The organism is Streptomyces sp. SID1328 (genome assembly GCF_009865595.1).
Lineage (GTDB): Bacteria > Actinomycetota > Actinomycetes > Streptomycetales > Streptomycetaceae > Streptomyces > Streptomyces griseoluteus.
In genome coordinates this window covers 1-18,513 of record NZ_WWKH01000728.1, presented here as the reverse complement: position 1 = coordinate 18,513, position 18,513 = coordinate 1, and the positions used below count along the sequence as shown (strand labels likewise).

The 18,513-nt window shown below is 70.7% G+C and carries 15 protein-coding genes and 1 pseudogene; 6 read left to right on the top strand and 10 right to left on the bottom strand.

All coding sequences use genetic code 11. From position 1 onward, the window contains the following. Positions 1-156: 156 nt before the first annotated feature. A complete protein-coding gene (locus tag GT030_RS23330) occupies positions 157-363 on the bottom strand; it encodes a hypothetical protein (protein WP_161202763.1) in 207 nt (68 codons plus the stop codon). Between the two features lie 531 nt (positions 364-894). On the opposite strand from GT030_RS23330, the gene GT030_RS23325 reads away from it, so the two are divergent. Genes GT030_RS23325 through GT030_RS23315 form a run of 3 tightly spaced genes read left to right on the top strand, consistent with a single transcriptional unit; the run spans position 895 to position 4,922 of the window. Further along, positions 895-3,039, top strand: a complete 2,145-nt coding sequence (locus tag GT030_RS23325) for a helix-turn-helix transcriptional regulator (protein WP_161202762.1) — start codon at positions 895-897, stop codon at positions 3,037-3,039. Between the two features lie 3 nt (positions 3,040-3,042). Then, positions 3,043-4,038 carry a hypothetical protein gene (locus GT030_RS23320; RefSeq protein ID WP_161202761.1) on the top strand — a complete coding sequence of 332 codons (996 nt, stop codon included), beginning with the start codon at positions 3,043-3,045 and terminating at the stop codon, positions 4,036-4,038. Beyond that, on the top strand, positions 4,035-4,922 hold the full coding sequence (locus tag GT030_RS23315; RefSeq protein ID WP_161202760.1) for a DUF6339 family protein: 888 nt from the start codon (positions 4,035-4,037) through the stop codon (positions 4,920-4,922). The genes GT030_RS23320 and GT030_RS23315 overlap by 4 nt, the downstream gene beginning before the upstream one ends. Position 4,923: 1 nt before the next feature. Here the strand turns inward: GT030_RS23315 and GT030_RS23310 are convergent, their stop codons facing one another. The 6 genes and pseudogenes from GT030_RS23310 to GT030_RS23285 all read right to left on the bottom strand — a co-directional run bounded on the left by GT030_RS23310 (position 4,924) and on the right by GT030_RS23285 (position 13,478). Next, positions 4,924-6,303: a DNA cytosine methyltransferase gene (locus GT030_RS23310; RefSeq protein WP_161202759.1), complete on the bottom strand. Its 1,380-nt coding sequence runs from the start codon at positions 6,301-6,303 to the stop codon at positions 4,924-4,926. Positions 6,304-6,339: 36 nt separating this feature from the next. Next, a complete protein-coding gene (locus GT030_RS23305; RefSeq protein ID WP_346009725.1) occupies positions 6,340-7,311 on the bottom strand; it encodes a DNA cytosine methyltransferase in 972 nt (323 codons plus the stop codon). Then, on the bottom strand, positions 7,299-7,709 hold the full coding sequence (locus tag GT030_RS23300; protein WP_161202771.1) for a very short patch repair endonuclease: 411 nt from the start codon (positions 7,707-7,709) through the stop codon (positions 7,299-7,301). The genes GT030_RS23305 and GT030_RS23300 overlap by 13 nt, the downstream gene beginning before the upstream one ends. A 54-nt stretch (positions 7,710-7,763) precedes the next feature. Next, on the bottom strand, positions 7,764-10,649 hold the full coding sequence (locus tag GT030_RS23295) for a Z1 domain-containing protein (protein ID WP_161202770.1): 2,886 nt from the start codon (positions 10,647-10,649) through the stop codon (positions 7,764-7,766). A gap of 118 nt (positions 10,650-10,767) precedes the next feature. Continuing rightward, positions 10,768-12,331 (bottom strand): annotated as a pseudogene (locus GT030_RS23290) (ATP-binding protein). Between the two features lie 115 nt (positions 12,332-12,446). Then, a complete protein-coding gene (locus GT030_RS23285) occupies positions 12,447-13,478 on the bottom strand; it encodes an SEC-C domain-containing protein (RefSeq protein WP_161202758.1) in 1,032 nt (343 codons plus the stop codon). Between the two features lie 176 nt (positions 13,479-13,654). Between GT030_RS23285 and GT030_RS23280 the strand changes: the two genes are divergently transcribed. Both GT030_RS23280 and yidC read left to right on the top strand, forming a co-directional pair. Beyond that, positions 13,655-13,978, top strand: a complete 324-nt coding sequence (locus GT030_RS23280) for a DUF6412 domain-containing protein (RefSeq protein WP_161202757.1) — start codon at positions 13,655-13,657, stop codon at positions 13,976-13,978. Positions 13,979-14,081: 103 nt separating this feature from the next. Further along, on the top strand, positions 14,082-14,774 hold the full coding sequence (yidC, locus tag GT030_RS23275) for a membrane protein insertase YidC (RefSeq protein ID WP_161202756.1): 693 nt from the start codon (positions 14,082-14,084) through the stop codon (positions 14,772-14,774). Positions 14,775-14,803: 29 nt separating this feature from the next. On the opposite strand, the gene GT030_RS23270 is transcribed toward yidC, so the two are convergent. From GT030_RS23270 to GT030_RS23260, 3 genes are all read right to left on the bottom strand, one after another. Continuing rightward, positions 14,804-15,685: an LLM class F420-dependent oxidoreductase gene (locus GT030_RS23270; protein ID WP_161202755.1), complete on the bottom strand. Its 882-nt coding sequence runs from the start codon at positions 15,683-15,685 to the stop codon at positions 14,804-14,806. 155 nt (positions 15,686-15,840) lie between these two features. Further along, complete coding sequence (locus tag GT030_RS23265; RefSeq protein WP_161202754.1) at positions 15,841-16,314, bottom strand: heme-degrading domain-containing protein; 474 nt, start codon at positions 16,312-16,314, stop codon at positions 15,841-15,843. Continuing rightward, a complete protein-coding gene (locus GT030_RS23260) occupies positions 16,314-17,387 on the bottom strand; it encodes a Gfo/Idh/MocA family oxidoreductase (protein WP_161202753.1) in 1,074 nt (357 codons plus the stop codon). Before GT030_RS23260 ends, GT030_RS23265 begins: the two co-directional genes overlap by 1 nt. A 56-nt stretch (positions 17,388-17,443) precedes the next feature. On the opposite strand from GT030_RS23260, the gene GT030_RS23255 reads away from it, so the two are divergent. Beyond that, the coding region (locus GT030_RS23255; protein ID WP_161202752.1) for an ROK family transcriptional regulator at positions 17,444-18,513 on the top strand (1,070 nt) is incomplete at its 3' end.

Here is an 18,513-nt window from a genome sequence, read left to right as displayed (position 1 = left end):
TGGTTTGTCGAGGTCCGGACGAAAGCGCGAGCGAGGGGCCGGCTGCCGGTTTTGGGCAACCGGACCCATTACGCGGGTGAGTGGTGTGCTGGGCCGTGCGTGGGCAACACACCTGATCGGGCTCCGGGAAGCCGCAGCGAGCTGCTGCTCGGCCCGTCAGGGGGTGTCGCCAGGCAGGCCCTGGACCCGCTTGGCGTATTCAGGGAAATACTTGACGAATTCGACTTCAGTGATCTCGTACCACTGAAATACTTCAGCGGCACGGGCCTTGCTGTCCGCCGTCAGGATGTTCAGAAGGAAGGGGTTGAGATCACGGAAAGCGGTCAAGTGGTCGCCATGGTCCGCATGGCTCTCGTCGTCCATTGAGTGGTTCCCCCCCCACAGTGTCGACTTTCGAATTGTGTGCAGGCATGCGGGCACACGTGTCCCCCATCGTCGGGTTGCTCTCCTCGATCGAGATGCTTCCCTCGAGCAGGCTAGCGGGTGTGAAACGCAGGCCGCCAGTGTCTTGCGAAACTCCGCAGGGTTCGTGAGCGGTGGCCTTCCGTCTGAGAATCCGAGCGGTGGACACACTCCTGCCCCGGTCGTCCGCTTTCCCGTTAATGCGGTTCTGTGAACGAGACGGCTGTTCCGCCGACATCGACGGTATAGGGCGTTTCCTGTGACTGCAAGACCCAAGTCTCGGTAATTGCAGCGGAGTTGGGGATTCCGTTTATGTCCCGGCAGGGCAATGCGGCAAGTATCGGCAATTCGGGCATATGGGACGCTGGTTCGTACGACGCGCACAGTCGGATCTGGTCAACTTTTGTTTGACAGTGCCGCGTTCGTCAAATTAGCCTCCTGGTCTGCCGCGCGCGAGCGGCGTGCGGCTCCGAGGGGAAGAGCAGGTGGCACGTGGAGACAGGTGAGGAGTTCGGGCCCTGGTTGGCCCGGCAGCTCAAGCTCGCGGGGAAGACGCAGGCCGAGCTGGCCGACGAGCTGAAATTGACCAGGGCCGCCGTCTCCGCGTGGATCACCGGAAGGTCGACCCCCCGCCCGACCGTGATGACGGACATCGCGAGGGCTCTCGGCACGGACGTGGGCACGGTTCACACTCGTACCACCGACACCCAGGCCGGCCTGCCGATCACCTGGTACCACCGTCCCGGCTACCCCGACGGCGGCCGTGAACTGGGCAATGCCGCCGCGTTCGCGTTCGACGCGGACGTGCAGGTGCTCGCCCGCGAGACCTGCCAGAACAGCCTGGACGAACGTCTGCGGGACAATGGGCGGCCCGTCAGGGTCCGCTACACCTTGCACGAGTTGACGGGCGAGACGCTCGAAGCCTTCCGCGAGGCGATCCTCTGGAACGACCTCTTCCCGCACTACACCGCCGTGTCCGAAGGCGCCGGGAAGCAGAAGGTCGGTCGGGTCGTGGACGCCGGTGTGCGCGACATGTACGAGAAGGGCCGCCTGGTCCTGCTGCGGATCGACGACTACAACGCCTCCGGTCTCATCGGGGACGACTACGCGGACGGGAAGTTCGCCGCCGTGGTCAGGCGCCAACTGGAGAGCCTCAAGTCGAGTAGCGGCGCGGGTGGTTCGTACGGCCTGGGCAAGGCGACCCTGTGGGCCACCAGCGCTCTCGGCCTCGTGCTCATCAACTCGACCCTCTCTGTGCCGCACGAGGGGCGAACCGAGCGTCGCCTCATCGGTCGTCTCGAACTGCCCTGGCGGGAGGTGGACGGTCAGCAGTACGCGGGCCCGGCCTGGTTCGGGCGCCCCGATCCCGACTCGCCCGGTGCACAGGTCGCCCGGTCCTGGTGGGCTGACGAGGAGACCGCGGCCCGGTTGCACCTGACCCGGGAGAGCGACGAGCCCGGTACCTCCTTCCTGGTTGTCGGAGCGCACGACGTCGCGAGTCTCGAGGAGAACGGGGCGGACGCGGACGACGAGCCGGTCGAAGAGGAGGGGCAGGAGGACACCCGGGACATCACGCGCATGCACGGCCGCCTCGTCCAGGCACTGGGGCGCGACTTCTGGGCTGCGATGATCGGTGGCGGCGGCAGGGCGCCTCTCCTGGAGGTCTCCGTCCGCACCCTGCGCAACGGCGAGGTGGTCGTCCCGGAGGAGCAGGTCGACCCGTCCGACATGCAGCCCTCCCGCACGCGTGCTCTGCGGGCGTACCTCGAGGGCACCACCGTCGAGCGACTCACCGAGGCGGGCCAGGTGGCGGTGCGCACCGTTCCGCTCAGGCTGCCGCTGTCCGGAGGGGCTCGGGGTACCCAGGGCACGCACCAAGCGGTCCTGTTGGTCACCGAGGCCGAGGACAGGGACGGCTCCAAGAACAGGGTGCACTCGCTGCGCGGCAACCGGATGACGGTCAGGAGCGCGACGGTGCCGAGCCTGCCGGTCGGGACCAATCCCTTCCAGGCCGTTCTCCTGGCCGGTGAGGCCGCCGGGGAGTCGGCCCCGTTCGCGGTGGAGGCGGAGGAGTTCCTGCGTGCGGCGGAGCCGCCCGAGCACGATCGCTGGGGGCAGACCGAGGAGCTGACCCTGCGGTGGTCGCCCTCCGCGTACCGGCGCATCAACCTGCTCACCACCGAGGTCAACAAGGCGGTCAAGGAACTCGTCGCGGCCCGCCCGAAGCGCGGCGACCGAGCGGGCGGGGAGGTGCTGCGCAAGGCGCTCACCGTGAAGGCGAAGGTCAAGGCCAAAAAGCCCGCCGGGCCGGTCGTCCCGGTGCTGGACGCACTGGACGCGAGCGTCGGCGAAGGCGGGGAGTGGCAGATCGTCGCGGAAGTGAGCATCCCGCGCGGCGACGAGATCACGCCGATGGTGCCGGTCGCGCAATTGGACGTCCGCTCGGGCGCCCGCCCCCGGCTGGACTGGGCCGAACTCGCGGCCGTCGAAGGCTGCGAGGTGGAGGACGGAGTCCTGCGGTTCACCCCTGGTACCCGCCGGGCGAAATTCCGCGGCTCGACGGATGTCGGCAGCCATCCGGTCAGGACGACGCTCACCCGCCTGGTCGTCGAACTCCGTGCCGGCAAGGGAGAGTGACACGTGAAGATCTACCCGTACAAGCGGCTCAACAGGCCGGTCGCGCTGAGGGTGACCTCGGTCTCCCTCAGGCTCTCCGACGGTACCCGCGACCAGTTGGAGACCTCCGCCTACTCGACCCAGCAGCAGGCCGTCGCGCTCGGCATCGCGGGCCACACCGACTGGGTCACCGCGACTATCGGACTCTCCGCGACCCTGCCGCCCGGCGCCAACGCACCCGACGCGGCCTGGTCCGACCTGGAGGTCCTGGCCGTGCTGACCGACGGCGAGACCAATATCCGCACCTCCGTGCGACTGGAGCAGGACAGGGCGGACGGCCGGGACTGGTCCGGATCCCTGGAGGTGTTCCGGGACGATCACGCGGGACGTGCCTCACTCACCGTGCACGCCGTCGCGACCGTGGACGGAATACGGGGCCGGGCTGTCGCGGAGACCGACCGCACCTGGGTGATCGACACGATCTCCGACGAGCCGGTCCGCGGTCTCCAACTGGATGTACAGAAGGCCTCGTTCAGCAGGACCTCGCGGGACTGGCTGCACGCGTACGCCGATGCGCCCTGGATCGTGGACACCTCGGCCCGCGTCCCCACGGTATTCGTGAACACCGATGTCGAGGGGGTCATGGACCTGCTCGACAGCGGCGGCTCCGGCGTGGAGAGCAAGGTGCGTGACCTCCTGGTCGCCCAGATGTCCACCGACGTCTGGACAGCCGTCTTTCACGCCGCTGTCGGTGATCTGGAGGTGGAACCCGGCGGTACCCCGGTCTTCCCCACCGACTGGAAGGGCGAGGTGCTGCGGGAGATGCTCCCGGACGTGGTTCCCGGCGCGCACGTCGAGCAAGCCCTGCGCGAGGTCCATCGCCGGCGCACCGGCGACGCGGGCTGGGCGGAACTGCAGACCCGCATCCACTACGCAGCGGTCCGCCGCGCGGACGCCACGAAGGCTCTCGGCAATGCCATCCGCAGCCTGGAACAGATGAACCGTGGGAGTCACCTGTGATCACCAAGCCGAACCACGTACCGGAGCGCCTGGCGTTGCTCGCCACCTCGGCCGTCGACCCGTTCCTCACCGAGGAACTGCTCAAGGCCGAGGGGGTGCACGGTGGCATCGACCTCGCCAAGGTCGTCGAGCCGCTCTCCGAGGACGACGCCAGGTGGGCGGTCGAGCCGATCCGGGGGCTGGTGGAGGATGCCATGTTCGAGTTCCGGGAGGACCGCACCCGCGCGGACGCGTGGCTCGCCCCACGGCTCCACGCCACGCTGCGCCTGACGCGGCGGGAGGCGGCCGACAAGCGGCTCTGGAACCACCTGGCTCTGGCCGTGGCTCCCGACTACGTCGCCTGGCGCCATCTGTCGGAGCCGACGGCGAAGAGGCCGGAGCGGCGGATCGCGGCGGAGCGCTTCCGCGGTCCGGCTGACCGCCAATGCTTCTCCCGCCTGTGGTGGGCAGCCGAACTCTTCCGGAACGGACCGGACTACGAACCGGTCGTGGTCGCCTGCCGGAATCAGGATCTCATCCACACGGTCCTGCGCCTGGAGCTGATCGACCACCGGCCCACGGCCCAAGCCCTGGTCCGCCTTTCGAAGAACGGTCTGGTCACCAACGGTCGAGAGGTCGTCGGTCTGAGCGCCGCGATCAACGCGGCCGGCGCGACGTTGGTCTACGACGTCCTTGCGCCCGACGAGCCCCGGGAGGCCGCCGCACTGCGGGAGTGGATCGAGGAGGCGGCCTCGGCACCACCGGTGGCACGGCGTGAACTGCCGACCGGGCCGGACGAGGCCCCGGCTCCGGAGCAGTCCGTCGCCGCTCTCGCCGAGTACTTCGCGGAGCTGTTCGAGACCGCGCCGGTCCGGGGCCGGGCGAGTGCGGGCCTGCCTGCTTGACCTACGCCTTCCCGGTCCTGCGCGGGCGCGAGGAGGGCGGCGGCACCTGGTCCTCGGGGCGCGGGCACCTCTCGGTGCACGCGTCCGCGCTCCCGCAGCCGTGGCTTCGCCGCTTGGCTCGCTGTTCCTCGGTGGCCGCCTGCCACGGCTTGCGCAGGATCTCCGTGTCGGGCTCGGGAAGACCGAGCGCGGCGCTCAGCAGGTGCATGCCGAAGGCGGGTGGTACCGCGTTGCCCACCTGCTGGGCCTGCGCGGTACCGGACCACGGATAGTCCGGCGGGAAGCTCTGCAGCATCCCCGCTTCGTTCATGCTGAATCGTGGCCCCTCGCAGACGACTCTCTCGTTGAGGTGTTCGAAGACCACGAAGCGCGAGATGCGGCCCGTCACGGTGAAGGCGGGCTGCTGGTCGGTTCGCACCCCGCGCCGCCCCGAGACCCCGGAGCTGCCATAGTTCGAGCGGACCAGGAAGGGAGTGGGGCGCCCCGGGTGCGCGCCCACCCGGTTGCCAAGTACGTCACCCATCGACTTCCACCGCTTCTTCGGCTCCCCGGCGGCAGCCGTCTCCGGGCTCCTCTGCGGCTCCGGCACGATGTCGTCATCGGCGTACAAGGTCGGCTGGTGGCCCTGGGTCTCCGCCGCGGCGCTCCTCCGGTTCCACCCTCTCGGCTCGTACGCATGGTGGGTCGGCGAAGGCAGTGAGGGCTCACCGAGTTCCAAGCGCCGAGCGATCAGCACCGCACGGGACCGCGTCTGCGGCACCCCGTAGGTCTCGGTGGCGAGGACGCCGAAATCGACCGCGTACTTGACGCGCCCGTGACCGGGCACTTCTGGTAGCCCTCTCTCTTCCAGCGCCTCCGCGTAGTGCCTCCACACCGGGAGGACCGTGGGTACCTGTTCCAGGACGATGACGTCGTACGGGCGGTTCTCTCGGTTCGGGCTCCTGGTCGCCTGGATGGCATAGCGGAGAGGTTCCAGGACCAGGGCGGTGCGCGGGTCGCTGAGCTTCTTCAGGTCCTCGTCGATCGCCTCGTCGGGCTCGCCGTCGATCAACCGATCGATGAACCGCTTGACCTTCTCCAAGGCCTCACGGCCGGCGCCGTGCCCGGCCACCGAGTACGTCTGGCACGGAGGACCACCGGCGAGCACGTTGATCTCCGGCGGCAGCGACTCGAAACCGTCCCGGCGAATCGCACTCACATCGGCGTGGAGGGTGTCCAGCCCCGCCGCGTACCGGGTCAGGCAAGCGCTCTTGTCCCACTCGATGCCGAGGCTCGGAATGTCGAGCGCTTGCCCGGCGACGTCCAGTCCTCCGGGGCCCGCGAAGAGATCCAGGACAAATGGTTTGTCGAGGATGGACTGATGGGGCGCCGTGCTGGTCATGGGGGTGAAGTCTAGCCGGCCGGAGAGATCACCGAATCACTGTCCGAGAGCCTCGGCCACAGCCCGCCCCAGAGCCTTCCCGACCGGGGGCGGCGTCGCGTGTCCGACCTGTCGGTACCGGGCGGTCTTGCGCCCGCTGATCCCCCACGTCGCGGGGAAGCCCTGCAACAGCGCCGCCTGTTCGACGGTGAGCTTCACCATATTGTCCCGGCCGAGTGCCGGATCCCAGAGGAAGTCCGGACCGGGGACCGTGTCACCGACGGTGTGCGCGTTCACACCCATCGTCGCCCACTTCTGTTTCGCCCTGGTGGGTCCCAGGTCGGCGCCGCCCCGGTTCTTCGAACCGCCGACCAGAGTCGGAGCCGGCCGGTCGGCCTGGGCGGCCCAGCGGGCGGCATCCGTCCATCCACGGGCGGCCATGGACGGCCCCAACGCGGCACCGACCGTCATCGGCTCGCGCGCGGTCCGTACCGGTTGCCGGAACGCTCTCGCCCACTCCCGCCGGACAGCGACCAGGACGCCGTGCTTCCGGCTCTGCGGTACGCCGAAGTCGACGGCGTTCACGACGAACCAACTGAACTCGTATCCCAGGTGATCCAGTTCGGCGTGGACGAAGTCACGGAATCGTCGATGCAGGTCCGAGTGGGCGAGTTCGGGGACGTTCTCGATGAGCACGGCACGCGGTCTGATCGCGTGCACGAGGTAGACGGTCGCTTCCAGCAGCCGCTCCTCGATGCCGGTGTCCACCCGCCGGGCGGTCGCGCTCGACCTCACCCGCGGCAGCCCCGCCGCCAGGAGATCCACGTCATGACTCACGGGGTGCTCGGCCGGATCGAACTCCAGCAGGTCCGTGCGCAGCACGTTCCAGTGCGGCCGGTTGGTCCGCAGGGTGGTGACGGCGAGATCGTCGTCGTCCAGCAGCAGGCGGGGCTCGAATCCCGCCTGCTCCAGTCCGAGGGCCAGGCCCCCCGCACCGGAGCACACATCGACGAAGGTCAGGTTCCGCACGCTTTCCCCCTACTCGTGCCTTGCGCCGAACGCGACAGCACGGCGGCTCTGACCCGTACGGCCACGTCCTCGGGCGCCTCATGCTCCCAGAACCGGAGCACCATCCAGCCCAGCGCGGTCAGGTGCTCCGTCGTCTCGCGGTCGCGGGCCATGTTGCGGTCGAGCTTCCTGCGCCACCACTCGGCGTTGGCCTTCGGCTGCGTGGCGTGCTGCGGGCACCCGTGCCAGAAGCACCCGTCGATCAGGACAGCGATCCTGGTCCGGGTGAACGCCACGTCGATGCGGCGCCGCGACATGCCCGGCACCGGGTACTCCACGCGGTATCGCAGGCCCGCCGCGTGCAGCAGACGTCGCACGGCCAGTTCGGCGTTGGTGTCCTTGCTGGCCTGGCGGGACATGCGTGCCGAGACGTCGGGGGAGGAGGGTCTCACGTTGTCCAATGGTGTCGCGCCTCAGGTCTGTGCGTCGTCCCGGTCGATGACGATCGCGTCCTGCCGGCCCGAGTCGATCGTACGGAACCGGACCAACGAGCGACCTGCGCCCACCGACGACTTCGGCGCGACGAAGGAGAAGGCCATGACGACGTCACCGGGCTCCACCGTCCCGTCGGGGCCGAGGCGGGGTTCGGACTCGACCACGGGGTAGAGCAGCAGCGCCCCTCGGCGCGGGCGGACGAGCCGCTCGACCGACGCGTTCCCGGCCGTCTCGACGGCACCCGCGACGCGCAGTGCCGCGGCGCGGTGCTTCGGCTCGCTGAGCGCACCGAAGAGCGAGCCACGCCGACGCGTACGCCGGGCTGGGGTGAACGGGCCATGTCCCAGGATCCGTGTCTCCGCGCGCCGTGCCGAGGTCTGCAGCGGCGAGATCACGAGCCAGTCGTCGATCGTCGTCTGCCGTCCCGCCTCCAGCAGGAACTCCAGGTGCGGCGAGAACTGGCTCGGGATCGACCACCGCAGGTCGGCCAGCACCGTCGTCAGCGTCGCGTGCGAGACCGTTCCCACCCGTGCCTCGTATTCGGGGCCGTCCCCGACCGACAGACGCACCGCGTCCTGCCCCAGTGCGGCGAGCACCGGCTCCCAGCACCCGGTGTTGGCGGCCAGTTCGTTCGAGGTCTCCGGGTGAGCGGTCGGCTCCACCCACGTGCCCGGCGACCGCACCTCCACCAGCTCCGCGTTGAACATCTTGTTCCGCGCCGACGGTCTCACCCACGGCAGATGCTGCGCCACCAGCGGCGGGATCTGGGCAGGAGTGACCTGGGGGCGCCCATCCACCAGGGGGGCGTAGCGGGTGATCTCGGCGCGGAAGAGTTCCTCGTCGCGGCAGATAGCCTCGAACGCCTCGTACAGGTCGACCGTCTTCGCCGTGCGGCCCTTGCCGAGTTGTTCCTCGCGGCCGATGTACAGGCGTACCAGGTCGCGGTAGCCGGGGCGGAAGCCGAACCAGCGGCCCATCTGCATCAGGGTGTCGGCCTGCTGTGTCGTACGGCGGTAGTAGGAGATCGTCAGGCCCTCGACCGTGAAGCCGCGGGACAGCTTGGTGCCCCCGACGAGGATCTTCCAGACGTTCGGCGTGCGGTCGAAGTCCAGGTCGGGCTGGGCGTAGTCGCGCTCGCTCTCGCCGTTGACGACCATGACAGGGCTGCCGCCCCGGTTGATCAGCTGAAGGGCCCTGGAGACGTACGGCTTGAGGTCCGCATACGTCGCGGGAGTGGGCAGCGAGCCGTCCGCGTGGGTGCGGAAGTCCATGTCGAAGAGGGCTTCCAGGCGCGCGTGGCCCCCCGGGCCCGTGTACGCGGCGTTGTGCCACATCGTCTCGATGCGTTCGGCGAGTGCGGCGTGCTCGGCCATGCGGACCGATTCGTGCACGAGCATGGTGTGGTGGCGGAACGGGCCGGAGGGTACGTCGTGCTCCGCGCGGTAGAGCTTCACCGCGCCCGTGAGGACGTAGGCGTCCAGGGCTTCCTGGAGACGGTCGCCCGTGGAGTCGTAGATGCCGCGGACATGCTTCTTCTCGGCTTCGCCCTCGTCACCGTCGACGGTGTCCAGGTCATGGAAGTCCTGCACGCCCATGTAATCGGCGGGGCGGGGCAGCGAGATGAGGAAGTCGCGCGGGAAGAGGTCCTCCTCGTCGCTCGGGTCGACGAACACGTTGGCGAACGGGGTCGCGGTGTAGCCGACGTACTGGGCACGCGGCAGAAGCTTGAGGAGCTTGCTGATCTGGCCGTTGATCGCGGTGCGGGTGACCGTGCCGGCCTCCCACTTCTTCGGGTCCGTGGTGTTCACCGAGGCCTGGTCCGACTCGTCGTCGATGATCAGGGCCGGAATCTCGCCGAGGATCGGGCCGATCTTCTTGAGGTCCTTGACCAGGTTCTCCAGCACCGACATGTTCTTCTTCACGACCATGACGCGGGCGCGGGCCGCGTGCAGGTTCGAGGGGTCGTGCAGGGGGAGGGTGCGGTTCGGCTTCTCGAACTCCAGGGCGCTGATGCCGCGTTCCAGCGACATGTAGTCACGATCGCGAGAGGTCAGACGCTCGATGTCGAAGGCGCCGAGCAGGGAGGGCCGGGCACCGAACGAAACGAACTTCGTGGGCCAGTCCTCGTCGTCCTGGTAGTCGATGCCGACCAGGGCGTCCGGATCGTTCGGGTCGGCCGCGCCGAGGATGTTCTCCTGGCCGATCAGTTCCATGTCGAGCCGGCGCTGGGTCTGGCCGCGCAGCAGGTTAAGGGTTCCGCCCAGCACGATGACCAGGCGGTAGCCCGCGTCGATGGCCTTGGCGGTGACGCCGGTGAAGTTGGCGGTCTTGCCGGACTGGACGTAGCCGACGACGAGCCCGCGCGCGCCGTAAGGGTCGTCGCGGATGGGGTCGGCGAGCCGCTCGACGACCGCGTGGGCGGCCTCGTCCAGGCTGGAGACCGCCGCGTCGCTCCAGCCCTTGCGGCGCAGCAGCCGCTCGTACGAGGTCCAGTAGAAGGAGCGGTTCGCCGCGTGCTCCCGGGTGTACCAGGGCTGGAACTCGCGGCTGATGGTGACCGGGCCTGCTTCCCGGTGGACCGGGACGGCGGCGTCTAGCGCCTTGCGCAGATCCGCGCCGAACGCGAGCTTGTCGTAGACCTCGGTACGGCGCTCCGGGGTACGAGGCGCGGTGACCGACCACGTGGGGGACTGTTCGAAGTCCCATGCCGTGAGCTTGCGGCGCCAGAGGGCGAGCAGCTCGTCACCGGAGTCCGCGGCCAGTATGCGGTCACGGAAGTGGGGCAGGTCCGTGTCCGCGGGTTCGTCTGCGTCGGCGAGAACGAAGGCGAGCTTGGCGAAGTGCTTGGGGCCGCGCCGGCTCATCGCGTCGAGGACCTCCCCGTGGAGGTCGGTGAGGTGGTCAGGGGTGATGGTGTTCTCGGCGGTCACGCGGCTGGGCGGCCTCTCTGTGCGGCGGAACGGTGAGGAGGACGGGGTGCGACTAGCCCTCGGCGCGGGCGAGTTCGGCCCGTACCGCGGTCACGAGCACGCTGTTCCACAGAGCGACCTTGTCGGTCTGGTTGGCCCAGACCCGCTCCTTCTGGAAGATCTCGTTGAGCATCAGGTAGAGCAGGCTCTTGAGGACCGGCGCGTCATTGGAGCCCCCGCGGCGGTCGCCGTTGAAGGCGTGCCGGTAGTCCTTGTTGAGGACGACCTGGCGCTCCTTGTGGTCGATGGTGAACAGCAGATCGGCGGAATCGACGCCGGGCGGCACGTCGAGCCTGGCCCAGCTGAAGGCGATGGGGTCGTCGCCCTCGAGCTGCGGCAGTTCGTCACGCAGCGTCCGCTTCAGTTTCGGGTCGATCCCCTTGCCGGGCGGGATGACGGCCGTGCGCTTGACCTCGGTACGCCGCTTGGCGGCCTCGCGATAGGTCGTCTCGGCCTCGCGGACGTACTCGGCGAAGGTGTGAGCGGCGTCGGGGTCCGCCGCCTTCTCCAGTCCTCGGGCGAACGCCGGGGTGACCTGGACGCCGTCCTTCTTGACGGTCAGGGCGAACACGTCGTTCGGCTCGGCCGGGAGATCGACGGCGACGCGGGCGAGGGCGAGGTGACCCTCCGGGCTCCGGGTGTCGTTCCAGCCGCCGGCCTGCACGAGCCGGTCGTTGCGGTAGAGGTAGAAGCCCTGGCGCTCGGTGAGGGGCCCGATGCCGCGGAAGGCGACGAGCGGTGACTTGGGCGGCCATATGTGTGCGGTGAGCGCGACGTCTCCCACGCCCTCGACGGGCGCGACGTACGTGCGGGGGTAACCGGCGCGGCCGGCGATCCGGTAGCCGAACGGATCGATGGGCTCCACACCTCGATGGTCCAGCTCGTCCCGGGTGTGGACGTCCTCGACGACGATGTCGACGTGGAAGTCCTCCCGCGCCAGGAACCGGTGGAGATGCAGGCCGAGGTGCGTCTCGAGCCGTTCGATCGCGTCGTTGAGGTAGCGGTCCGTCTGTCCGTCGGTGATGGTCTCGAACGCGCGCACTTGGTCCCAGCGGACGATCGTGCCGTGCCAGCCGATGACGCCGTCGTAGCGGTCGACCAGGCTCTGGCAGTACGAGGCGTCGACGATGTCACAGGTGAAGTCCGCCTGCGCGCGGGCGGTGAGCCAGCGGCGGCCGGCCGACGGACTGCGCTTGGTCCGGCTGATCACGGTGAGCGCGTCGGCGTGCGATGAGACCGGCGCCGAAGTGGCCGAGAGCGTCGTTGGCGTAACCGGTGCGCCCGCCGACGGTCATGGCCGTGTCGAGGCCCGCCTCGTCCATGCCGTGCCCGTCGTCGATGACGAGCAGGCCGACGAGGCGGTCCCGGCCACCGCGTTCACCGGTGTCCCGCAGGAAGCTCACGACCACGTTCTGCGCCCCCGCGTCGATCGAGTTGTCGATCAGGTCGGCGATGGCCGCCTCGAAGCTGTAGCCCTGATGCGAAAGCGACTCGAACGACCTGGCCGCCGGCGGGAGCCGCTTGCTCCCGTCCGTGGGCACGTCGAACTGCCAGTCGGAGGTGGGCTGGAAGGGCATGCAGTTTCCTCGCGGGCCGGGACACGCCCAGATCGCACGGGGGCATGCCGAGTCAACTGATCATATGTGACGTGTATGTGTGCGAGTTGTGGAGGAGTGGCACGGTGGGGGACGTTCAGCTCGTGGCCGTCGGTTTCGTCGCCCCGTGGCACTCCCCGTACTCCCGCCCACTCACACACCAACACCCAGCCCCCCGCTGCGGCGGCCACGCCACCGCCAACCCGCGCGCCGCCAGCGTCGTCGCGTACTCGGGGAGCAACGCCGGGTCCGCCGGAGACGCGCCCTCCGAGGCCGCGAAGGCCTCGTACGACGGGACCGTGCCCGTGACGATGCCGAGGTTCGGGGTGCCGGAGGCGGCTAGTTCGCGGAGGGACGTCTCTATGGTCGCCAGGTGGTGGGCATGGGACGTGTACTCCGCTTCCAGGGCCGGGTACGCCGCCACCAGTTCCGTCAGCTCCGAAGACGGCCAGTGGAGGACGGCTACGGGGTACGGGCGGGAGAGGGCCTCGCGGGCCGTGGACAGTTCCGCTCGGAGGCGGGAGATCTCGGCTTCGAGTTCGGCGGGGTTCTCCGAGCCGAGGGACCAGACGCGCTTGGGGTCGTGGAGTTCGTCCAGGGAGACCGGAGAGGTGTGGAGGGTGTCGGCGAGGGCGTCCCAGGTGTCGTGCGGGAGGCCCAGCATGCGGCGCACCCGGTGGCGGCCGAAGAGGAGCGGGTGCGTGGCGTACGGCGGCTCCGGCGCGTCCGTCAGCAGCAGGACCGCAGCCTCGTGGAACGTCTCGTGCGCCGCCTCCAGTTCGTCGTGCGACTCCAGCGCCTCCGCGACGATCACCCACGGCGCCGCGTCCCGCGGAGCGGCCGTGCGGATGCCGTCGATGATCGCGCGCGCCTCGGCCTCGTGGCCGTACTCCCACAGGTTCGCCGCCTTCAGGGCGCGGACGAGCTGCGGATGCTCCAGCGGGCCGGCGGAGGACAGCAGGCGGTCGTAGAGCGCGGTCGCCGCGGGGCGGGCGCCGGACAGTTCGAGGTGGGCCGCGGCGCGCAGCAGCAGGGCCTCCGCGTCCTCGGGGTACAGGCCGGCGGTCCGCTCCAGGCGTGCCGCTTCGGCGGTGTGGTCGACGTTCTCGGCAGGCGTGTCGGGGCGCATGCATGACACCGTACTGCCGAGGGGTGACAGCGGAGGAGGGCGCCCGACGAGGAGATTTCCCCAACTCGCGGCGAAGATCGGGAACCGGGCCGGAGCACCGGGCGTTGTACGGGGTGAACGGGCCTGTACAGCCCGTAGTCATGGGGGCAAGGGGACAGAGGGGGGTGTGGTCGGTGATGCACGGTCGTTCCGCCGTCACGCGCGCTCTGCTGCCGCTGCTCGTCCTGGTCCAACTCCTGCTGCTCCAGGCCGCCCTGCTCGGCTCCGGCGGTCTCACCACCGCCGTCGCGCTCGCCGCGACCACCGCCGCCGGCACCGCCCTCGTCCTCTGCTCGGTCCTCACCGCCCGCCGCGTCCCCGCCGTCCCGCCGACGCGCGTCCGCACCGCGATACGCGACAGGGCCCGCCGTACGGCTTTCCTGGCGCAGCGCGACCCCGACGCGAGGGGGCGCCGCAGGCCACGGGCGCCCGGCCGGGTCCTGCCGACGACCTGCGCGTAGGGCCGCACCACCCCTCTCTCCGCCCCGCCCGCGCGGGTCGTCCTGCCATCGGCCGCTTCCCGGCCGCATCCCGCACGACGCCACCCCGTACGGAGGGTCCCCCATGTCTGTCTTCGCCCACCTGGTCGAGCAACTCGCCGATCTGCTGCAGCCGTTCTTCCACGCCTCCGCGACCGCCGCCGCGATCGTCCTGTTCACCGCGCTGGTCCGGCTGGCCACCCACCCCCTCGCCCGCGCCGCTGCCAGGGGACAGCGGGCCCGCACCGCGCTCGAGCCCAGGATCTCCGAGCTGCGCGCGAAACACGCCCGCGATCCCGAGCGGCTCCAGCGGGCGGTGCTGGAGCTGCACACCGAGGCGAAGGTCTCCCCGTTCTCCGGCCTGCTGCCCGGCCTGCTCCAACTCCCCACGTTCTTCCTGCTGTACCACCTGTTCTCCAACGCCACGATCGGCGACGGCCGCAACACCCTCCTCGACCACGACCTCCTCGCCGCCCCGCTTGCCGGCCGCTGGACCGATGCCCTCGGCGGCGGGATCTTCGGCGGGGCCGGCCTCGTCTACCTGGCCCTCTTCGCCGTCGTCGCGGCCGTCGCCACGGTCAACTTCCGGCGCACCAGGCGGGCGGCGGCCGAGAATCCCGTACAGGCAGGCGTTCCGGGCCAGGGCGCGGTCGGCAAGGTGGCCCCGTTCCTGTCCTTCCTCACCCTGGTGACCGTCGCCGTCGTCCCCCTGGCCGCCGCGCTCTACGTCGTCACCAGCACCACCTGGAGCGCGGTGGAGCGGGCGATGCTGTCGTGAGCGGCCAGGGGTACAGCCGGCCGGCGGGGTCAGAGGAGGATGCCCGCCAGCTTCCGCCAGGCCGCGCGGTGCAGGTCGTCGGGAGAGCCCTCCTGCACGACCTGGAGGGCGACGTGATCGGCGCCCGCCTCGAGGAAGGCGTTCACCTTCCCGCGGATGGTGTCGTCGTCGCCCCAGGCGTAGAGCGCGTCGATCAGCCGGTCGCTGCCGCCGTCGCGCAGGTCGTCCTCGGTGAAGCCGAGCCGCTGGAAGTTGGTGGTGTAGTTGGGGAGCTGGAGGTACATGGCCAGGTGACCACGGGCCAGTTCGCGGGCGCGGGCCGGGCCGGATTCCAGTACGACCGCGAACTCCGGGGCCAGCAGCGGCTCCTGGCCGATGATCTCGCGGGCCCGGGCGGTGTGCTCGGGGGTGACGAGATAGGGGAGCGCCCCCAGCGAGCGCTCGCCCGCCAGCCGTACGGTCTTCGGTCCGAGCGCGGCCAGGGCGCGCCGCCCGGCCGGGACACCGGCCGCGTCCAGCTCGTCCAGGTACTCCACCAGCGCCGAGTACGGCCGCCGGTACTGCTCGGCCAGCTTGGCGTGGCTCACGCCCAGGCCGAGCAGGAAGCGGCCGGGGTGCGCGGTCTCCACCTCGGCGTAACCGGCCGCGCTCTCACGGGCGTCGTGCTGCCAGATGCTCTGGATGCTGGTGCCGACGATCAGCCGGTCGGTCTTCTCCAGCAGGGGCAGGGCGTTGACGGGCGCGCTGGAGCCCCCGAGCCAGGCGGTGCCGTAGCCGAGTTCCTGGAGTTCGGCCGCCGCCTCGCCGATCTCACCGCGCCGGCCCGGGTCCTCGTTGCGCAGGCCGAGACTCCATACGCCGTACCGGCCGATCTCCGCCTTGGAGATGCTCCCGCTCGTCGAGTCGCTCATCGGTTCTTTCCCTCCGGCTGGATGTCGTGCACGAACGATCGTCGTGCACGACGGGTCCGACCGGAGGGAGCCGCGCGGGTGTCATCAGGGCCTGTCCGGCGGATCATGGCGCGGACGCGGGGTCCGGCACGCCCATCTGCGGCGTTGTCCAGCCCCTACTTCAGGAACCGCTCCAGCGCCTCGACGACCAGCCGGTGGTCCTCGATCTGGGGCAGACCGGAGACGGTCACCGAGCCGATGACGCCCACGCCTTCCACGGTGATCGGGAAGGAGCCGCCGTGCGCCGCGTAGCGGTCGGGGTCGAGGCGGGACGAGTCCTCGAAGGTGGTGCCCTTGGCGCGGAAACGCGAGCCGACCAGGTAGGAGGCGGAGCCGTACCGCTCCACCACCCGGCGCTTGCGGGCGATCCAGGCGTCGTTGTCCGGGGTCGAGCCGGGCAGCGCCGCGTGGAAGAGCTGCTGGCCCGCGCGGTGGATGTCGACGGCGATAGGCGCCTGCCGCTCCCGGCCCAGCTCCACCAGGAGGGAGCCCAGTGCCCAGGCGTCGTCGTGGGTGAAGGTACGGAAGACCAGGCGCTGTTCCTGCGCCTCCAGGTCCGCCACGCTCGGGGTGTTCTGCGCTTGCGTCATCAGAGGGTCACCGTCACCTTGTCGCGGGCGGACCGGCGGGCCGCCTCCAGTACGTCGAGGGTCTCCGCGGCCTCCAGCGCGGTCACCGGGTTCGGGCCGGTGCCCCGGACGGCGGCGGCGACGGCCGCGTAGTAGGCGGGGTAGTCGCCGGGCACGGTCTCCACGGCGGTGCCGCCGCCGGTGACCGGGGACTCGCCGGCGCCGAGGCGGCCCCAGAGCGACTCCTCCTCGACGCCCCACGCGGCGTCGGTGCCGGGGCGGGCGCCGTCGCGCAGCGCCGCCTCCTGCGGGTCCAGGCCGTACTTCACGAAACCGGCGCGCGAGCCGAGCACCCGGAAGCGGGGGCCGAGCTGGGCGGTGGTCGCGGAGACGTACAGGTGCGAGCGGACGCCGTTCGCGTGGGTCAGGGCGAGGAAGGTGTCGTCGTCCGTCTCGGCGCCGTCACGTCGGACGACCGCCTCGGCGTACACCTCGGTGACCGGGCCGAACAGGGTGACGGCCTGGTCGACGACGTGGCTGCCGAGGTCGTAGAGCAGGCCGCCGATCTCCGCCGGGTCGCCGGACTCGCGCCAGCCGCCCTTGGGCTGCGGGCGCCAGCGCTCGAAGCGGGACTCGAAGCGCCAGACGTCGCCCAGGGCGCCGTCGGCCAGCAGCTTGCGCAGGGTGAGGAAGTCGTTGTCCCAGCGGCGGTTCTGGAAGACGGAGAGCAGCACCCCGTGCTCGTCGGCGAGGGCGGCCAGTTCACGGGCCTCGGCGGCGGTGCCGGAGATCGGCTTGTCCACCACGACCGGCAGGCCGGCCTTGAGGGCGGTGGTGGCGAGCGGCACGTGCGTCTTGTTCGGAGACGCGATGACGATCAGGTCCAGCTCACCGGAGCGCGCGAACAGCTCGTCCGGGGTGGCGGCCACGCGGACGTCCGGGAACTCGGCGCGGGCCTGCTCCTGGCGCTCGGGGTTCGAGGTGACGACCGTGTCCAGGACGAGGCCGTCCGTGGCGGCGATCAGCGGGGCGTGGAAGACGGAGCCGGCGAGGCCGTAGCCGATCAGGCCGACGCGGAGGGGTGTACCAGTCATGACTCCTACTTTCGCAACGCTGTTGCCAAAGTGCAAGCGGCGGGGAGAATGGACCCGTGAACAGGACGAGGAGCAACCCGGCGGGGGCCAATCTGCTCGCGGTGCGGTCGCACAACACCGCACTCGTGCTCGATCTGCTGCGCGGCGCCGGGGCGGAGGGCATCAGCAGGCTGGAACTCGCCGAGCGCACGGGGCTCACCCCGCAGGCCGTCAGCAAGATCACCGCGCGGCTGCGGGAGGACGGCTTCGCCGCCGAGGCCGGACGCCGCGCCTCCACCGGCGGCAAGCCGCGCACCGTGCTGCGCCTGGTCCCCGAGGCCGGGCACGCGGTGGGCGTGCACCTGGACCGGGACGAGCTGCGGGTGGTGCTGCTCGACCTCAACGGCACCGTGGTGGGGGAGCGGCGCGGTGACACCGGTCTCGGCGGCGGGGCGGAGACGGTGCTCGCGCTGGTCGCGGACGAGGTGACCGCGCTGGTCACGGAGGTGCTGGGCGGTGAGGGGCTCGCGGACGCCGGGACGCTGCTCGGGGTCGGGGTCGCGCTGCCCGGCCCACTGGACCACGTCGGCGGGGTGCTGCACCGGGTGACCGGGTTCCCGGAGTGGGAGGGCTTCGCGCTGCGGGACGCGCTCGCCGGGCGGCTCGGGGTGCCCGTGGTGGTCGACAAGGACACCAACGCGGCGGCGCTCGGGCTGGCGGCGGGGGGCGAGGGCGGGTCGTTCGCCTACCTGCACCTCGGTACGGGCCTCGGCGCGGGCCTGGTGATCGGCGGGAGCGTGCACCGGGGAGCGCGTACCGGCGCCGGTGAGTTCGGGCACCAGGTGATCCAGCTCGACGGGCCGCCGTGCGAGTGCGGGGACCGGGGGTGCCTGGAAGCGCTGTGCCTGGCGGCTGTCGGGCGCGGCGAGACGGGGGAAGCGGCGCGCGTGCTCGGGGTGGGTGCCGGGAATCTCGCCGGGCTGCTGGACATCGACCGGGTGCTGCTCGGCGGGCGGACGGTCGCCGCGGCGCCGGGGGAGTACGTCGAGGGGGTCGCCGGGATACTCGCGGCGCGGGCCCGGCGCGAGGGGATGCTCGGGGACGCGGTGCCGGTACGGCTGGCGCCGGGCGGGGAGCGGGTGGTGGC

What these genes read in the sequence shown, in the direction of transcription:
- GT030_RS23260 (WP_161202753.1), bottom strand. Translation starts at nt 17,387, where the DNA reads ATGACTGGTACACCCCTCCGCGTCGGCCTGATCGGCTACGGCCTCGCC.
- GT030_RS23330 (WP_161202763.1), bottom strand. Translation starts at nt 363, where the DNA reads ATGGACGACGAGAGCCATGCGGACCATGGCGACCACTTGACCGCTTTC.
- yidC (WP_161202756.1), top strand. Translation starts at nt 14,082, where the DNA reads ATGTCTGTCTTCGCCCACCTGGTCGAGCAACTCGCCGATCTGCTGCAG.
- GT030_RS23300 (WP_161202771.1), bottom strand. Translation starts at nt 7,709, where the DNA reads ATGTCCCGCCAGGCCAGCAAGGACACCAACGCCGAACTGGCCGTGCGA.
- GT030_RS23270 (WP_161202755.1), bottom strand. Translation starts at nt 15,685, where the DNA reads ATGAGCGACTCGACGAGCGGGAGCATCTCCAAGGCGGAGATCGGCCGG.
- GT030_RS23295 (WP_161202770.1), bottom strand. Translation starts at nt 10,649, where the DNA reads ATGAGCCGGCGCGGCCCCAAGCACTTCGCCAAGCTCGCCTTCGTTCTC.
- GT030_RS23285 (WP_161202758.1), bottom strand. Translation starts at nt 13,478, where the DNA reads ATGCGCCCCGACACGCCTGCCGAGAACGTCGACCACACCGCCGAAGCG.
- GT030_RS23265 (WP_161202754.1), bottom strand. Translation starts at nt 16,314, where the DNA reads ATGACGCAAGCGCAGAACACCCCGAGCGTGGCGGACCTGGAGGCGCAG.
- GT030_RS23280 (WP_161202757.1), top strand. Translation starts at nt 13,655, where the DNA reads ATGCACGGTCGTTCCGCCGTCACGCGCGCTCTGCTGCCGCTGCTCGTC.
- GT030_RS23310 (WP_161202759.1), bottom strand. Translation starts at nt 6,303, where the DNA reads ATGACCAGCACGGCGCCCCATCAGTCCATCCTCGACAAACCATTTGTC.